We start from the raw sequence: 16,588 nt of genomic DNA, 5'->3' as shown, positions 1-16,588 counted from the left end.
GAACGCCCGCGCGGTCCCGCGCCAGGTGCGGCGCGGGACGGCGAATCTTCATTATAGGTAGCCAGGATGGCCACGCCCGACCGATTGACCTATTGACCTGTTGGCCTGCTGGCCTATCGACCGGACGCCGGGCCTGGGGCCCGCCGCGGCCGGATCAGGTTTCCACCTTGGCGTCCATGGTGATCTCCGCCTTTAAGAGCTTGGACACCGGGCAGCCGGCTTTGGCCCCTTGCAGGCATTGCTCCACCGCCGCCTTGTCGGCCCCCGGGACGCGCACCGTCACGTCCAGGTGCACGGCGGTGATGGTGAAGCCGGCGCCGTCCTTGTCGAGCGTGACCGTGGCCTTGGTGGCAATGCTCTCGGCGACCATCTTGGCCTCGCCCAGGATCAGGGACAGGGCCATGGAGAAGCATCCCGCATGGGCCGCCCCGATGAGTTCCTCGGGGTTGGTGCCGGGGCCGCCTTCGAAGCGGGCCTTGAAACCGTAGGGCGCATCCTTGAGCACGCCGCTCTCTGCCGAGATGCTGCCCTGGCCGTCCTTGATGCCGCCTTGCCATTTAGCCGATCCGTACTTTTTCATGAGCACTCTCCATCGTCGAGGGGGAAAGGCGCGGCGTTCGCCGCACCGGTAATGGGACGCTTGCGGCGCGTCCGGAAACGCTTGTGCTGCCATGGTGCGACGCTAGAATGGCCGGCCGGGTTCACGACTTATGGCACCCAGGGGTTCCGGACCACAGGACAAAACCGCGAAATCCCCGCCAACTCCAGCAAATAAACCTTCAATTCCTTTTAATTTAAGCGAATTTCAGGGAACTGAATCCCTGATGCGACTGCCTTACATGCGCGCTGCCGCCCGAGCGGTTGGCTGCCGCCCAAGCTGAACCACAATAGGACGCCAAGGGGAAAACGGCCAGCAAGCCCACTGAGGACGGCACTTTCTCGTCAGCCCGGACGCGCCTCATTAATCACAAAAAAGCTGAATCCACACATTTCATCAACAAGAAAGGGAGATCGGATGCCATTGACGTCGAATAAATTGCCTGCCTGGACCTTGTGGCTGCCGCTGGCAGCCTGGGGCATCCTCGGGGCGGGTATGGCCGCGCCCGGTCAGGCGCTGCTGCTGGTGTTGGCCGGCCTGGCGCTCGCGGGCTCGGTGTTTGCAGCGGTGCACCATGCCGAGGTGGTCGCGCACAAAGTGGGCGAGCCCTTTGGCACGCTGGTGCTGGCGATTGCCGTGACCGTGATCGAGGTAGCGCTGATCGTCTCGGTGATGCTGTCCGCGGGCCCCGAGAAGGCCGGGCTGGCGCGCGATACCGTGTTTGCCGCGGCCATGCTGGTGTGCAACGGCATCGTGGGGATCTGCCTGTTGGTGGGTGGCCTGCGCCATCGCGAGCAGGCTTTCCAGGCGCCGGGCGCCACCGCCGCGCTGGCCGTGCTGGCCGCGCTTGCCGTGCTCACCATGGTGTTGCCCAACTACACCAGCGCAATCCCCGGGCCGATGCTGTCGCAGTCGCAGCTGGCCTTTGCGGGCGTTGCCTCGCTGGTGCTCTATGGCAGCTTTGTCTTTGTGCAGACCGTGCGCCATCGGGACTACTTCCTGGTGGAAGGCACCTCCGACGAAAGCGTGCACGCCCCGCCCCCGCCCACGAAGATCGCGCTCGCCAGCGGCGGCATGCTGCTGGTGTGCCTGGTGGCGGTGGTCGGCCTGGCCAAGCTGCTCTCACCCACGGTGGAAGCGGCGGTAGCAAGTGCCGGCGCCCCGCCGGCCGTGGTTGGCATCGTGATTGCCGCGCTGGTGCTGCTGCCCGAGGGGCTGGCCGCACTGCGCGCCGCGCGCGCCGACCGCCTGCAGACCAGCATGAACCTGGCGCTGGGATCAGCGCTGGCCAGCATCGGGCTAACCATTCCCACCGTGGCCGCGGTCTTTATCGCGGTTGGCAAGCCACTGACGCTGGGCCTGGGCGCGACGGAAACCGTGCTGCTTGCGCTGACCTTGCTGGTCAGCACGCTCACGCTGCACTCGGGCCGCACCACCATGCTGCAAGGCGTGGTGCACCTGGTCATCCTGGCGGCGTACTTGTTCTTGTCGGTCGTGCCTTAAGCCGGGAAGAGTCTCGGCGGGGCGGCTTCTGGCTGATGGCTTCTCCCCGCCGAGCGCACACAATGCGCGCTCGCCATGAGACCAAATCGGTGCTGGTTGCGTGCAGTCCTTTTGCGCAAACTGGCGCCCATGACGCTCATGACGCCCAGGATCCCCACCAAACGCATTGTCATCGTCGGCGCCGGCGTGGCTGGCAGCATCATGGCCCGCGCGCTGGCCATGCAAGCCGGGCTGGAAGTCACCTGCCTGGAGCAGGTTGCACCGGATGACCACGCAAGTGCCGGGCTGGTGATCGGCCCCAACGCCATCAAGGCCTTGCACATGCGCGACCCGCTGCTGGCCAGCGCCATTGGCGAGGCCGGCCTGCCCTGGGATCACTGGCGCGTGTCGCTGTGCAGCGGCGAGGTGCTGCTGGACCTGCCGCTCACACGCGTGGCGGACCATGGCGGCGTGCGCATCCTGCGCGCCACGCTGTACCGCGTGCTGCGCCAGGCCGCCGGCAACACCGTGCGTTACCGTTGCAAGCTGCTGGCGTGCGGCGCCAGCCCGCAGGATCCGGCACGCAGCTACGTCGTCTGGGAACAGCATGGCCAACAACACCGGCTTGACGACATCGACCTGCTGATCGCGGCCGATGGCCGTGACTCGCCCACCCGAAGCGCGTTTGGCAACCAGCCCCGGATGCACCAGCTTGGTGCCCTGCTGTTCCGCCTCCTGGTGCCGGACGCCGGCGCCGGCCGGATCGACGACTACGAACAATGGTGCAACGGCCCTAACCGCCTGCTGACCTTTCGCTTGCCGGACGGGCGGATCAATATCGCCGGCAGCCTGCCGCTGGCCCCCGGCGAAACGACGCAAAAGACGCCTCACGCGGGCATCGGCCCGCAGGCGCTGCGCGCCGCCTACACGCCAGCGCACGCCACGCCGGGGCCGCAGGCTGGCTGGCTGATCGATACGCTCTGCGCCAATGTGGATGCCATCTGCTGGTACCGCATGCAGGCGTGCGGCATCCGCTTTGCCGAGCCGCATGCGCAGGTGATGTACCTGGGCGACAGCGCCCACGCCATGGCGCCACCGCTTGGCCAGGGCGTGGCGCAGGCCATCGAGGATGCCTGCAGCGCCGCCGAGCTGATCGCCACTTCGCTGGCCGGGGGCGAGACCAGCCCGCGCGCCTGGCTGACCACGTTTGAAGCGGCCCGGCTTGAACGCCTGCGCTTTGTGATGTCAGTGGCCCCGCACGCCGCTGGCCTCTTGCTGGGCGATGCCACGGAGCAGGACCGGGCGTCGGCGCTGGGCGCGCTGCGCCAGCTCTACTGCCAGGTCGCGTTACCCCGCCATGGCGGCGGCTCCGTCGTTGGTCCTGGCTTTGGTCCTGGCTTTGGCCCTGTCACGGGGACCGGGCTGCCCGCGTAGCGTCGGCGCGCGCACGATCCTTGCTAGTGAGAGCGGATCGTTCTCACTAGCGCCCGAGCGCACGCCGCCATGCTCCACCCGCCCCGCCTTTATCTCTATCTTGACGCCGTGGCCCGCGTTGGGTCGATCCGCAAGGCCGCCGAGCAACTCCACGTTGCCTCCACCGCGCTCAACCGGAAGATCCTGGAGGTGGAGCAGGATATCGGCACGGCGCTGTTCGAGCGCCTGCCCCGCGGCGTGCGGCTGACCGCCGCCGGCGAGGTCTTGATCGCCACCGTGCGCCGCAGCCTCGCGGATCTGGATTCGGCCGCCGCGCAGATGGAGCAGTTGCGCGGGCTGGTGCGGGGCACCGTGCGCATGGCGACGGTCGAGTCCGTCGCCACCGATTTCCTGCCTGAAGTCATCGGCCGCTACCAGTCCACTCACCGCGGCGTGCAGTTTCGCGTGGCGGTAGGCAACTCCGGCGACCTGCTGGCCGCGCTCAAGGAGGACGAGGCCGACCTGCTGCTGGCGCATGACCCACCCCCGACAACCTTCCTGCACGAGCTGGCGGTGTCCGCGCAGCCCTTCTGCGCGATGATGCGCCCGGACCATCCGCTGGCGAGCCGGCGCACGTTGCGTTTATCCGATTGCCAGCCCTATCCCGTGGCCCTCGGGCCAGAGAGCTTTGGCAGCCGGCGGCTGATCGAGGCAATCTGCGCGCGCAACCGCTTGTCGCTGCGGGTGATGCTGGAAGCCACCACGGTGGAGATGCTGAAGAGCTTTGCGCGCCAGACCGGCGCGATCTGCTTCCAGTTCCAGGCCGGCACGCTGCGCGAGACGCGCCAGGGCACGCTGATTGCCGTGCCGCTGTCCGACCCCGAGCTGTGCGGCGGGCGGCTGGTGCTGGGGGCCCGCAAGGGCCGCAGCCTGCCACCCGCGGCGGCGGCGTTTGCCGAGCACCTGAAGGCCGCGCTGACCGGCCTGCACCAGCCGTTGGCCGAGGCCGCCTGATGCGTGGCCGGGGCTTGCATGGCGAGCCGGCACATGCAACAGCAAGTGCACACAAATTGCGTGCGCCATGAGAAGAAATAAGTGCTGGTTGTATGCAATCGAATTGCCGCAAACTGCATCCATCGCAGTCATGCCAGGCAGCATTACCGGGCTGGTCCGGATACCCACGAAAGCAAGATGAGAATCAACGATCCCGCCATCCTCGCCGAGGTGGAAGCCGCCTTCGATGCCTATGAACGGGCGCTGGTGGGCAACGACGTCGCCGAGCTCGACCGGCTGTTCTGGGAAAGCCCGCACACGCTGCGCTACGGCGCGGGCGAAAACCTCTACGGCATCGAGGCCATCCGCGCGTTCCGCGCGGCGCGCCCGGCAAAAGGCCTTGCCCGCGAGATCACCGAGCGCAGCGTCACCACCTTCGGCAACGATTTCGCCGTCGCGAATATCGCCTTTCGCCGCGCCGGCGAGCCGCGCCTGGGCCGCCAGAGCCAGAGCTGGGTGCGGCTGCCCGAAGGCTGGCAGGTGGTGGCCGCGCACGTGAGCTGGCAGCAAGCATGAGCCCGCGGCGCTAGCGTACCGGCGCCATCCCGCGCCAGCCATTTCAAGAGCACGCTTTTTTGGATAGCCGGGGCTTGCCCCCGGAGGGGTGTTGTCGTGCCCAGTGAATGCGACAGAGCCAGCAACGAGAGAAAACGGGTCAACCACGGAGGTCTTTATGCAACACAATTTCAAGCCGGTCGTGAAACTGGCGGTCATGGCAGCAGCCTTGATCTGCGGCAACGCCATGGCGCAATCCAGTGTCACGCTTTACGGGATGGTTGACGCCTATGTCGGCGCCACCAAGGCCGGCGGTGCGGACCGCGCCTACGGCGTCAACAGCGGCGGCATGCAAACCTCGTACTTCGGCATCAAGGGCACCGAGGATCTTGGCACCGGCCTGAAGGCGATCTTCGACCTGAACGGCTTCCTGCGCCCGGACACCGGCAAGCAAGGCCGCTTCGACGGCGATGCGCTGTTTACCCGCAACGCCTTTGTCGGCCTGCAGAGCGCAACGCTTGGCACGGTGAAGCTCGGGCGCAACACCACGCCCTACTTCATCTCGACCATCCTTTTCAACCCGCTGGTGGACTCCTATGTGTTCTCGCCGGCGATCTTCCACACCTACTTCTCGGCCAGCAATGGCCGCGTCTATGACCCGGGCATCATCGGCGACTCGGGCTGGAGCAACTCGCTGGTGTACTCCACGCCGAACTTTGCCGGCCTGAGCGCCAACGCGATCTACTCGTTCGGCGAGCAGGCAGGCAGCGTCGGCAAGAACAAGTGGGGCGGCAACGTGCTCTACTTCAACGGCAACTTCGGCGCCACCGTAGCGTTCCAGCAGGTCAAGTTCAACAGCACCCCGGGCGATGTGACCGCGCCCACGGCGCTGGCCGGCTTCGACAAGCAAAACGCCGTGCAGGTCGGCGTGAGCTACGACTTCAAGGTGGTCAAGCTGTTCGCGCAGGGCCAGTACATCAAGAGCGACGTCAACAACGCCACGGGCGACATCAAGCACACCAACGGCCAGGTTGGCGCTTCGATCCCGGTGGGCAACGGCAACGTGCTGGTCTCCTATGCGTACGACAAGACCAAGAACAGTGTCGCGGACTTCACGCGCAACACGGCCGGCCTCGCTTACGACTACAACCTGTCCAAGCGCACCGACGTGTATGCCGCGTACTTCTACGACAAGCTGAGCGACCAGTCGCACGGCGACAGCTTTGGCGTGGGCATGCGTCACCGCTTCTGATTGGAAGCGGTAATTAAGCGGTAGGCAGGCGGGCCGTGCTTCGGCGCGGCCCGCTTGCGCAACCTGGGAAGGCTTCGTGGCCGCCCGGCCACCTTTTGTCGTCATTGCGCCCCCCTTGCGCACCCGCCTTGTTTGGCAAACCTCGCCGAACTGCATACACTGGGCGCCATCGGCACGACTATCCCATTCACGTTTGCCGGACATGAAGCGCGTCCTTCCCGAAACTCCCGTCACTCCCCTCACTCCCGTAGCGTCCGTCGCTGCTTGCGCCGCAAGCGATGAGGGCAAGACCGACCTCGACACCCTGCTGACCGAGGTACGCGCCTGCCGCCTGTGCGAAGCGCACCTCCCGCTTGGTCCCCGCCCGGTGGTACAAGCTGCCGCCAGCGCCCGCATCCTGATTGTCGGCCAGGCGCCGGGCACGCGCGTGCATGCCAGCGGCATTCCCTGGGACGACCCCAGCGGTGACCGGCTGCGCGAGTGGATGGGCGTGGATAAGACGGTGTTCTACGATGCCGCGCGCATTGCCATCGTCCCGATGGGCCTGTGCTATCCGGGCCGTGGCGCCAGCGGCGACCTGCCGCCGCGCAAGGAGTGCGCGCCGCTGTGGATGGATGCGCTGCTGGCGTGCCTGCCGGAGATCGAGCTGACGTTGCTGGTCGGGCAATATGCGCAGCGGCGTTTCCTGGGAGCGGCGGCGCGCGGTGGCGTGACGCCTACCGTGGCGGGCTTTGGCGCGCATGGGCCGCGCTTTATTCCGCTGCCGCACCCATCGCCGCGCAACCAGGGTTGGTTCAAGCAAAACGACTGGTTTGCGCGGGACTTGCTGCCGGTCCTGCGCCAGCGCGTGGAGGCCGTTCTCCTGGCACGACCCGCTGGCTGATTGCCGCAAAAAAAAATGCGCCACATGGGCGCAGTTTTTCCTTGCTACTGGCGTTTGCTTCACAGCGGCCAGCGGTGCCGCCTGGCTTGGCCTTACTTGGCAGCCGTGGCGGGCATGACCTTCTCGAAGGCGTCGCGCATCGGCTTCATGGCCGTTTCGTAGGCTGCCACCCAGCTCGGCGCGCTCGCGCCGGCAGCCGGGAACGCGCCGCCGGCGTTCGACATGAAGTTCTGGCCAAACGACGCCATGGCTTCCTGGGTCTGCGCGGCGTAGGTGCTCATCTGGCGCTGGGCTTCCTGCGCGAACTCGGCGCCAGTGCTGGCGAAGATCTCGTTCATGTGGCCGGCATAGGCATTCATCTTCTGGGCAAACCCATTCGCCAGTTCCGGCTTGAGGCCGGACATGCCGGCGCCAACCGGCTGCTGGCTGGATTCGCGGACGTAGTTCGTGGTATCCGCCAGGCTGGTCTTGACGGCCTGCATGTTCAGCTCGCTGAGCTTTTCCGCGCCACGGGCCAGGGGACCGACCAAGGCGAGAAAGAGGTCCAGGTTAGCTTGCTGGACGCCGAAGAATTGAGCTTGGGTGGGATGTGCCATGAAGTAGTCTCCTGGGGATGATCCAACGCTGTCGAAGAAGGTTCCGTGAGCGGCATCATCGTTTTGCTGCAATGCAGCAATTGGACACATCATAAGCTTATTACCCGAGGAGTCAAGCGATTCCCGGAAAGACTTCTCCGGGCATCGCCAGTTGCATCCCATGCGTCCCATTCCGCCATATGCCGCCCTATTCCGCCGCCGCCGGGATGCATACCAGCAGCCTGTGCCTGCCATCGTCCAGCGGCACGCGCACGGCACCGTCGCCGCATGCCACCGCCAGCCCATCGAGGACGGCATGCGCGCCGCCCGCGCCTGGCGCCAGCGTCTGCACCCGGATGTCGTAGTGGCACGCCCCCAGGCACACCGTCGCCTCAAACCCAGGCCACGCCGCCGGAATGCTCGGCGCCACGATCAGCCAGCCCGCTTCGCGGCGGATTCCCAGAATGCCCTCCACGCCAGCGCGATACATCCAGCCGGCCGCGCCGGTGTACCAGGTCCACCCGCCACGCCCGATGTGGGGCGCCACTGAATACACATCGGCCGCGATCACGTACGGCTCGACCTTGTAGCGCTGCACGCCTGCGGGCGTGCTGGCGTGGTGGATGGGGTTGAGCATCGAGAACAGGTCCACGGCCTTTGCGCCCGCGCCGAGCCGCGCAAAGGCAAGCACCGACCACATCGCGGCGTGGCTGTATTGCCCGCCGTTCTCGCGCACGCCGGGGGGATAGCCCTCGATGTAGCCAGGATCCAGCGAGGCGCCATCGAAGGGCGGCGCGAACAGCAGCGCCAGGCCGTCGTTGCGCCGCACCAGGTGCTCGGCCATGGATGCCATGGCGGTAGCAGCGCGCACGGGATCCCCGGCGCCCGACAGCACGGCCCACGACTGGGCAATGGCGTCGATCCGGCAGGCCGGGCTGGTCTTTGAACCCAGCCAGCTGCCGTCATCGAAAGTGGCACGGCGATACCATTCGCCGTCCCAGCCGTCGCGCTCCAATGCCGCGCCCAGCATTGCCCCGTGGGCACGCCAATGCGCTGCGCGGCCGGCATCGCGCACCTCGGCAAGCGGCGCAAAGAGCGCGATCGTGCGCATCAGCAGCCAGCCAAGCCACACGCTCTCGCCCTTGCTGCCGGCCCCGACCCGGTTCATGCCGTCGTTCCAGTCGCCGCCGCCGATCAGCGGCAGGCCGTGCTCGCCGGTCAAGGCAAGGCATCGCTCGATGCCGCGCGCGCAATGCTCGAACAGCGAGGCCGACGCCTCCCCGGTCATCGGCTGGAAGAAGGCGTCATGCTCATCCGCGCCGAGCACCGGCCCCTCGAGAAAAGACACCTTCTCATCCAGCACCGCCGCATCGCCCGAGCCGGCAATGTAGGTCGCCGTGGCGAAGGCCAGCCAGACGCAATCGTCGGAGATGCGCGTGCGCACGCCCTGCCCGGTGTGCGGCAGCCACCAATGCTGGACGTCGCCTTCGGCAAATTGCCTGGCCGCGGCACGCAGCAGGTGCTGGCGCGTAGCCGCCGGCTTGGCGAAGGTAAGCGCCATGGTGTCTTGCAGCTGATCGCGAAAGCCATAGGCACCGCTCGCCTGGTAGAAAGCCGAGCGGGCCCAGATGCGGCAGGCCAGGGTCTGGTACAGCAGCCAGCCGTTGAGCATGATGTCCATTGCCCGGTCCGGCGTCCTGACCTGCACGGCGCCAAGCAGGCTATCCCAGTGCCCGGTCACGGCATCGAGCACGGCGTCGAGATCGGCAGCGCGATAGCGGGCAATCAGCGCCCTCGCCGCCTCGGCCGAGCCGCACTCGCCGAGAAACGCGACGATATCGAGCGTCTCGCCCGCGGCAAGCTCCACGATGCACTGCACCGCGGCGCACGGATCCAGCCCCGCGCCCACCGCGCCGGACAACGGCGTGGTGCCAAGCAAGGCCGCCGGCGCCTCGGCGCCGCCGTTGTAGCCGAGGAATTCCGTGCGGTCGGCGGTCCAGGCCGTTTGCCTGCCGCCGAGATCGGCAAAGGCGACCCGGCCGGGGAAGGCGGAGCTCCAGGGATTGCGCGCCAGCATCGCGCCGGTGGCCTCGTCGCGCTCGGTCACGATGAACGGTGCCGATGCGCCGCGCGACGTGCCGAGTACCCACTCCACGTAAGCGGTGACGGAAAGCCGGCGGCGCCCGGCGGACAGGTTGCTCAGCGTCAGCCGTGAAATCTTGACCGGGTCTTCCAGCGGGACGAACTGCAGCAGCTCAGCCGCGATGCCGTTGGCGTGGTGCGCAAAGCGGCTGTAGCCATGGCCGTGGCGGGCCGTGTAGGTGCCTGCGTCGCGCATGGGCTGCGCGGTCGGGCTCCAGACTTCAAGGCTGTCTTCGTCGCGGATGTAGAACGCTTCGCCGGCCGGATCCAGCACCGGGTCGTTGGACCAGGGCGTGAGCTGGTTCTCGCGGCTGCTCTCGGCCCAGGTATAGCCGCTGCCCTGCGCCGAGGCATGGAAACCAAAGCCGGGGTTGGCGATCACATTGATCCAGGGCGCGGGTGTGGTGGCGGCGCCGTCAAGCACGATCACGTACTCCCGCCCGTCCTTGTCGAAGCCGCCGAGGCCGTTGAAGAACTCGAGCGCCGGCGTGGCTGGCACTGGCGCTGGCATTGGCGCGGGCCGTGGTGGCGTGCGGCGGCGTGCTGGCGCGGCGCGCTGCGGCGCCTGGGGCAGCCGCCCAAGTTGTTCGGCAATGGCCCCCCTGCGCGCGGACAGCACGACGCGGGCCACCGACAAGAGCAGCGCGCGGGCATCGTAGTGCATCAGGTCGGCGCGCAGCGTGTAGACCGAGCCCTGGGCGAGCTCATCGCCAAAGCGTGGCCGCGACTGGCTGCTGCGCACCGCGGTCTCGATGGCGTTCTGCAGGTCCTGCGTATAAGACGACGCGCGCTCGTTGATGATGACCAGGTCCACGCCAAGCCGCTTCATGCGCCAGTACTCGTGCGCGCGCAGCAACTGGCGCACCTGCGCCATATCCTCGATCTCGTCGATGCGCAGCAGCACGATCGGCAGATCGCCGGAGATGGCGTGCGGCCAAAGCCCGGACTGCGGGCCCGCGCCGCGGGCTATGGCCTCGGAGGAACCCCGGAAGCGGGGATCGGCGTAGAGGATCGGCGCGGCCAGGCGCTGGAAATCGGCCGCTTCGTCGGCCTTGACGTCGAGATGGCGCAACTGGACCTGGGCCTGCGTCCAGGCCAGGGTCTTGGCGCGCTCGAAGGCGCTGCGGTCATGATGCTTGTCGATCAGATCCAGCAGCGCGGCGCGCGAGGGTGCCACCAGCGTCCAGAATGCGATGCGCGCCACGCCGCCCGGTGCGACCCGCACGCGCTGCCTGAGCGAAAAGATGGCGTCGAGCACCGTGCCCGTGGTGTTGGACAGCGCACGGCCATGCCGCACGCCGTGCGCTATCCGGCCCGTTTGCCCCGCTTCCAGGAAGCGCGCCCGGTCGGTCTCGTACTGCGGATCCGCTACCACCTCGCCTTCGACGATGGCGAAATGAGCCGCCCATATCGTGGGTTCCGTGGGCGAGCGCGGGCGGCGCGTGGCAACCAGCGCGCCGAACTCGGGCAGGTATTCGGTTTCCACAAACAGCTTGGAGAAGGCCGGATGCGCGGCGTCGGCCGCCGGCACGGTCAGCACCAGTTCCGCATACGAGGTCAGCTCGATCTCGCGCGCGCGCCGCCCGCTGTTGGCCAGCGAGACCCGCCGCACTTCCCCGTCATCCTCACCGGAGACCAGGATGGAGAGCGTGGTGACCAGGCTCCCATCGCGGCGGATGAACTCCGCGTGGTCTTCGGCGAAGACCACTTCGCTGCCCTGCTCGCCATCGTCCGTATCGCCGCCGGCAAATTGCGCGCCGGCCGGCCAGACGGCACGGCTTTGCGTATCGCGCAGGAAGATAAAGCTGCCGGCGTCGTCGCGGGTGGCATCCTCGCGCCAGCGCGTCACCGCCAGGTCGCGCCAGCGGCTGTAGCCCGCGCCGGCCGCGGTCAGCATCACCGCGTAGCGCCCGTTGGACAGCAGATGCGTGACGGGCGCACCGGGCGCATAGCCCGCAAGCCTGCGCACCGTGGAATCCTCGCTGCCGGACTCCATCGTGGACGCTTTCACCTCTTCGGCGCGCGGATGCGCAATGGCGACGTTGCGCGGCATGCGCTCCTGCAGCAGCAGCTCGGTGGCCTGGATCATCGGCTCGCGGTGAAAGCGCTCCCGCATCTGGCCGCCGTGCAGCGTATTGGCGATCGCCACGATGGTCATGCCCTGGTGGTGGGCCATGTAGCTGCGCACGATGGCGAACGCCTCATCCTCGGGCAGCCGGGAGCGGGTGAAATCAATGGCCTCGTAGAAGCCGAAGCGCCCCTTTGCCCCCATCCGCGCGAGACGCGCGAAGTTCTGCTGCGCGCCTTGCGGATCCACCATGGTGGCCAGCCCGCTCGCATAAGGTGCGATCACCACATTGTCGGAAAGCCCGCGTTTCAGGCCCAGGCCTGGCACGCCGAAGTTGGAGTACTGGTAGGTGAACTCCATGTCGCGCGCGTTGTAGGCGGATTCGGACACGCCCCATGGCACGCCCAGCGCGCGGCCGTAGCCTTGCTGGCGCTCCACCACCAGCCGGTTGGTCTGCTCGAGCAGGCTGCCCGCCGGCGCGCGCAGGATCAGCGACGGCATCAGGTACTCGAACATCGACCCGGACCACGAGATCAGCGCCGACCCATTGCCCAGCGGCGTGGCCGTGCGCCCAAGGCGGAACCAGTGGCGTGTCGACACGTCGCCCTTGGCGATGGCAAACAGGCTGGCAAGACGGGCCTCCGACGCAAGCAGGTCATAGCAGCTGACATCGAGCCGGTTGTCGTCCTGCGAGTAGCCGATCGAAAGCAGCTTGCGCTCTTCGTCAAACAGGAACGCGAAATCCATCGACAGTGCCATGTCGCGCGCAACGGCGGCCAGCGCTTGCAGGCGCGCGCCGAGCAGGTCCGGCGCTTCGATCCGCTCTACCCGGTCTTGCTCGTGCTCGGTCACGGCCTTGCGCAGCGCCTGCACCCAGAAGGCCAGGTCGCCAAGGCTGTCGTCGCCGGTGGCGGGCAGGATGTCGCTGGCGATCGCGGCGGCTTTTTCCGTCAGCCGCTTGAGCGCGGGCATCAGCATGGCCATCGCCTGCGTACCGTTGAGCTGGGTTTCGACCTGTTCCAGCAGCTCGCCGAGCTTGCCGGCGCGCTCGCCGCCCGCCAGTGCCAGCCCGGCAATGGCCTCGCGCGCCAGCGTGACGGTATCCATCATGCCGAGCCGGAAATCCGGCGTCACCTCGGCATGGGTCCATTCTTCACAGGCATTGGCCAGCGCAATCAGGTGGCCGGCCAGGTTGCCGCTGTCGACCGATGAAACATAGGCTGGCGTCAGTGCGCGCAGATCCTGCGTGCCATACCAGTTGTAGAAGTGGCCATGGCAGCGCTGCAGCTTTTGCATGGCGGCGAAGGCTGCTTCCAGCCGTGCGGCCGTGGCCGCCGTGCCGCTCCAGCCGAAGTCGCGCGCGGCGATGGCCGATAGCAGGTACAGGCCGATGTTGGTGGGCGAGGTCCGGTGCGCCAGGACCGGCTTCGGGCGCTCCTGGAAATTGTCGGGCGGCAGCATGTTGTCCGCTGGCGTGACCATGGTCTCGAAAAAGCGCCAGGTGCGGCGCGCGGTCAGGCGCAGCTCGCGCGTGTCAGCGTCCGACACCACCAGCCGCCTTGCCACCTTCGGTGCCCGGCTGGCCCACAGCGCCAGCACGGGCGCGGCCAGCCAGAGCCATCCAAGCGGCAACGCGAGCGGCCAGGACGCGGGCGCGAAGGCCAGCGTGCCCGCCAGCAGCGCCAGCGTCAGCAAGACGCCGCCCGCCATCTGGCGGTAGGAGCCGGCCAGGTCAAGCCGGGGGCTGGTCATGGACTGGGCGGCCGTGGTCCACTCCAGCAGGTGGCGGCGGGTCAAGCGCAGCCGCGCCAGCGTGCGCGCGATGGCGTCGCTCATGCGCCAGGCCACGTCGGGCAGGAACGCCAGCGTCAGCAGCACTTGCGCCACGGCGGCGCGCAGGTCGTCCCACAGTATCCTCACATGAGTGCGCAGCTGGATGCCGGCACGATGGGGAATGACGGAAAACACACCGGGCAACAGGGCGGGAATCGCCATGGCCGCCAGCAACAGCAGCGTGCCGCGCAAAGCCGCCCCCGGCGGCAGCAGCCAGCACGCGCCAAAGCACAGCAGCAGCGACGGTGCGAGCACGGAGCGCCGCAGGTTGTCCAGCATCTTCCAGCGGCCGAGCATCGGCACCGCCTGGCTGCCCTTGCGGCCGCGCACGATCCAGCCAAGGAGCTGCCAGTCGCCACGCGTCCAGCGATGCTGGCGCTTGGCCGCCACGTCATAGCGCGCGGGAAAATCCTCGACTACCTCGATATCCGAGGCCAGCCCGGCACGGGCGAACATGCCCTCGAACAGGTCGTGGCTGAGCACCGCGTTCGCCGGCACGCGGCCGCGCAGCGCGGCCTCGAAGGCATCCACGTCATAGATGCCCTTGCCGGTATAGGAACCCTCACCGAAGAGGTCCTGGTACACGTCCGACGCAGCCGCCGCATAGGGATCGATGCCGCCGGGCGCGGAGAATATGCGCTGATAGAACGAGCCCTCGCTCCCCACCGGCAGAGATGGCGTGACGCGTGGCTGCAGGATGGCGTAGCCGCCAATGACACGTTGCAGCGTCGCGTCGAACCTTGGCCGGTTCAGCGGGTGGGCCATCTTGCCGATCAGCCGGAGCGCCGCGTCGCGCGGCAAGCGCGTGTCGGCATCGAGCGTGATCACGTAACGCACGTCGGGCGGAACCTGGGGCGGCGCGCCATCGACAGCAACAAAGCTGGTGTCCGCGGCGCCGCGCAGCAGGCGGTTGAGTTCATGGAGCTTGCCGCGCTTGCGCTCCCAGCCCATCCACTTGCCTTCTCCGGTGTTGAACACACGGTGCCGGTGCAGCAGCAGGAAGCGGTTGCCGGCGGGGCCCGGCCCGTAGCGGCGATTCAGCGCGCCGATGGCATCGGCCGCCACCGCCAGCAAGGCCGCGTCGCCGGGCATGACGGCCTGGTCGGCGTCGGTGCCGTCGGTGAGCAGCGCGAAGGTCAGGTCACCACCGGCGCCGGCGAGATGGTGCACCTCCAGGCGCTCGATCTGCTCGCGCAGGCTGGCTTCGCCCGATAGCAGCGTAGGCACCGCCACCAGCGTGCGCAGCGCGGGCGGCACGCCTGCCGTGAGCTCAAGCCCCGGCAGGATGGATGCGCCAAAGAGCCAGGCGATGCCGCGGTTGACCACCGCCGTTGCCACCTCGCTGGCGGGGACGAAGCCCAGGCAGCCGATCAGCGCAAGCCAGCCGCCGGAGAGCGCCGGCATGGCCGCCGCCGCAAGCACCCAGAGCGATCCACCGAGCAGCGCAAGGGTGACCAGCAGGATGGCGCCCACATAGCCACCAATGCCCAGCGCGATATTGAGGCGGGAAAACCGCAGCCGCGCCGGGGGACGAAAGCCGATTGCGCGCTCGAAGGCGCGCCGGCCCTCCGCGATCAGGTGATATCCCGGGTCCCCGATGCGCTCCGCCTGCGCCGCATCGGTGGTGCCTGCCGCCGCGGCGCGGGCCGTGGCCAGCGCTAGATCGGCAATCTCCAGCTCCGAGGCGGGCGAGCCACGCGCGAGCTGCTCGATGGCGCTGCGGTAAAGATTGCGCGTGGGGAAGTCCATGTCGGCGTAGCCGCTGCCATCGCGCAAACGCGCGTCGACCAGGCTCACGCTCTCGAACAGTTCGGCCCAGTCGATATCCGAAATCAGCCGCATGCTGGTGATGACATTGCGCACGGTCACGTTGGATGCGCCCTGGCGCTGCTGGGCGTGGCGCACCACGTCCTCGATGGACGCGCCCTGCCGGCCGAGCCGCTCTTCCAGCCAGCCCAGGGTTGGCGTGGTCCGTGGGTCCTGGTCCCGCAGGCGCTTGGCCAGTTGCGCGGCGAACAGTTCCGACAATGGCGCGGCGGCGCGCGAGGCGATATCCGTGTCGAGCGCCGAGCGGGCGCAGCCCGACTTGAGCAGTTGCCTGGACAGATCGTCCGCGTCGGCGCGGGCGATGCGCCCGGCGGTCATCTGCTCGGCCAGGCGGCGCAGGTTCTCGATCAGCACGATGCGCAGCGTGATGGCCACGGCCCACAGCTCGCCGATGGTCAGCGGCTGCACGCGCTGGTAGGCGGCAATGAAGCGCCGCAGGGTGTCCGGGTCGATATGGCTGTCGGTATGCGCGACAAAGGCCCAGGCAAGCCCAAATACGCGGGGATAGCCGGCGAAGGGACCCTCGCTGAGCTTGGGCAGCTGGCGATAGTAGCCAGGCGGCAGGTCATCGCGGATCTCGCGGATCTGCGCTTCCACCAGGTGGTAGTTGTCCAGCAGCCATTCGGCCGCGGGCACCACGGCCCTGCCGCTCTCCAGCTCCGCCGCGCTGGCCCGGTAGGCCGCGAGCAATACCTCGGCATTGTCGTTGAGGCGGCTGCGCAGCGTGCGCACGCGCGGGGGCGTCGGGGTAACGGGCTGGGCGGCGGCAAGGCTCTGCGCATGCTGCTCCAGCCGCTCGATGCCGAACAGTTCCTCCCGCACTGGCGCCTTGCTGTCCCACGGCGAAGGGGTGGATGTGTACTCGAACGTACGGCCTAGCACTGAATACATGGGCGCCTTGGTTGCCAACGGGGATCGGGAGACGGGTTCGCCTCCTTAAAAACGGCTGGCCGGCAAGCCCGGGGCC

At 67.9% G+C, this 16,588-nt stretch carries 9 protein-coding genes; 6 read left to right on the top strand and 3 right to left on the bottom strand.

Annotated features, from left to right (window positions below; all coding sequences use genetic code 11):
• Window positions 1–154: 154 nt before the first annotated feature.
• On the bottom strand, window positions 155–580 hold the full coding sequence (locus AC1DQR_RS00150) for an OsmC family protein (protein WP_150988105.1): 426 nt from the start codon (window positions 578–580) through the stop codon (window positions 155–157).
• Window positions 581–1,015: 435 nt separating this feature from the next.
• Here AC1DQR_RS00150 and AC1DQR_RS00145 point away from each other — a divergent pair, with 435 nt between their 5' ends.
• From AC1DQR_RS00145 to AC1DQR_RS00120, 6 genes are all read left to right on the top strand, one after another.
• The gene (locus AC1DQR_RS00145) at window positions 1,016–2,101 is read left to right on the top strand and encodes a calcium:cation antiporter (RefSeq protein WP_477132296.1); all 1,086 of its coding nucleotides are present in this window, start codon (window positions 1,016–1,018) and stop codon (window positions 2,099–2,101) included.
• A gap of 129 nt (window positions 2,102–2,230) precedes the next feature.
• A complete protein-coding gene (locus AC1DQR_RS00140; RefSeq protein ID WP_477132295.1) occupies window positions 2,231–3,514 on the top strand; it encodes an FAD-dependent oxidoreductase in 1,284 nt (427 codons plus the stop codon).
• A gap of 69 nt (window positions 3,515–3,583) precedes the next feature.
• Window positions 3,584–4,507 (top strand): LysR family transcriptional regulator, encoded by a 924-nt coding sequence (locus tag AC1DQR_RS00135; RefSeq protein ID WP_174428014.1) that lies wholly within the window; start codon window positions 3,584–3,586, stop codon window positions 4,505–4,507.
• Between the two features lie 177 nt (window positions 4,508–4,684).
• Window positions 4,685–5,062, top strand: coding sequence for an oxalurate catabolism protein HpxZ (hpxZ, locus tag AC1DQR_RS00130; protein ID WP_183032697.1), 378 nt, complete (start codon window positions 4,685–4,687; stop codon window positions 5,060–5,062).
• Window positions 5,063–5,219: 157 nt separating this feature from the next.
• Window positions 5,220–6,293, top strand: coding sequence for a porin (locus AC1DQR_RS00125; RefSeq protein ID WP_477132294.1), 1,074 nt, complete (start codon window positions 5,220–5,222; stop codon window positions 6,291–6,293).
• 202 nt (window positions 6,294–6,495) lie between these two features.
• Window positions 6,496–7,176 carry a uracil-DNA glycosylase family protein gene (locus AC1DQR_RS00120; RefSeq protein WP_416052243.1) on the top strand — a complete coding sequence of 227 codons (681 nt, stop codon included), beginning with the start codon at window positions 6,496–6,498 and terminating at the stop codon, window positions 7,174–7,176.
• Between the two features lie 92 nt (window positions 7,177–7,268).
• Here the strand turns inward: AC1DQR_RS00120 and phaP are convergent, their stop codons facing one another.
• Together phaP and AC1DQR_RS00110 are read right to left on the bottom strand one after the other, a co-directional pair.
• Window positions 7,269–7,772 (bottom strand): TIGR01841 family phasin, encoded by a 504-nt coding sequence (gene phaP / locus AC1DQR_RS00115; RefSeq protein ID WP_416052242.1) that lies wholly within the window; start codon window positions 7,770–7,772, stop codon window positions 7,269–7,271.
• A gap of 187 nt (window positions 7,773–7,959) precedes the next feature.
• Window positions 7,960–16,512 carry a GH36-type glycosyl hydrolase domain-containing protein gene (locus AC1DQR_RS00110; RefSeq protein ID WP_477132293.1) on the bottom strand — a complete coding sequence of 2,851 codons (8,553 nt, stop codon included), beginning with the start codon at window positions 16,510–16,512 and terminating at the stop codon, window positions 7,960–7,962.
• Between the last annotated feature and the right edge of the window lie 76 nt (window positions 16,513–16,588).

The sequence above is a fragment of the Cupriavidus sp. 05L411 genome, from assembly GCF_056398045.1.
The sequence above is the reverse complement of the archived record's forward strand: the minus strand, read 5'-3'. Positions and strand labels throughout refer to the sequence as shown.

Bases quoted from the DNA above. Each gene is read 5' to 3' on its own strand.
- phaP (WP_416052242.1), bottom strand. From the start codon at position 7,772: ATGGCACATCCCACCCAAGCTCAATTCTTCGGCGTCCAGCAAGCTAAC.
- AC1DQR_RS00140 (WP_477132295.1), top strand. From the start codon at position 2,231: ATGACGCTCATGACGCCCAGGATCCCCACCAAACGCATTGTCATCGTC.
- hpxZ (WP_183032697.1), top strand. From the start codon at position 4,685: ATGAGAATCAACGATCCCGCCATCCTCGCCGAGGTGGAAGCCGCCTTC.
- AC1DQR_RS00120 (WP_416052243.1), top strand. From the start codon at position 6,496: ATGAAGCGCGTCCTTCCCGAAACTCCCGTCACTCCCCTCACTCCCGTA.
- AC1DQR_RS00110 (WP_477132293.1), bottom strand. From the start codon at position 16,512: ATGTATTCAGTGCTAGGCCGTACGTTCGAGTACACATCCACCCCTTCG.
- AC1DQR_RS00135 (WP_174428014.1), top strand. From the start codon at position 3,584: ATGCTCCACCCGCCCCGCCTTTATCTCTATCTTGACGCCGTGGCCCGC.
- AC1DQR_RS00145 (WP_477132296.1), top strand. From the start codon at position 1,016: ATGCCATTGACGTCGAATAAATTGCCTGCCTGGACCTTGTGGCTGCCG.
- AC1DQR_RS00150 (WP_150988105.1), bottom strand. From the start codon at position 580: ATGAAAAAGTACGGATCGGCTAAATGGCAAGGCGGCATCAAGGACGGC.
- AC1DQR_RS00125 (WP_477132294.1), top strand. From the start codon at position 5,220: ATGCAACACAATTTCAAGCCGGTCGTGAAACTGGCGGTCATGGCAGCA.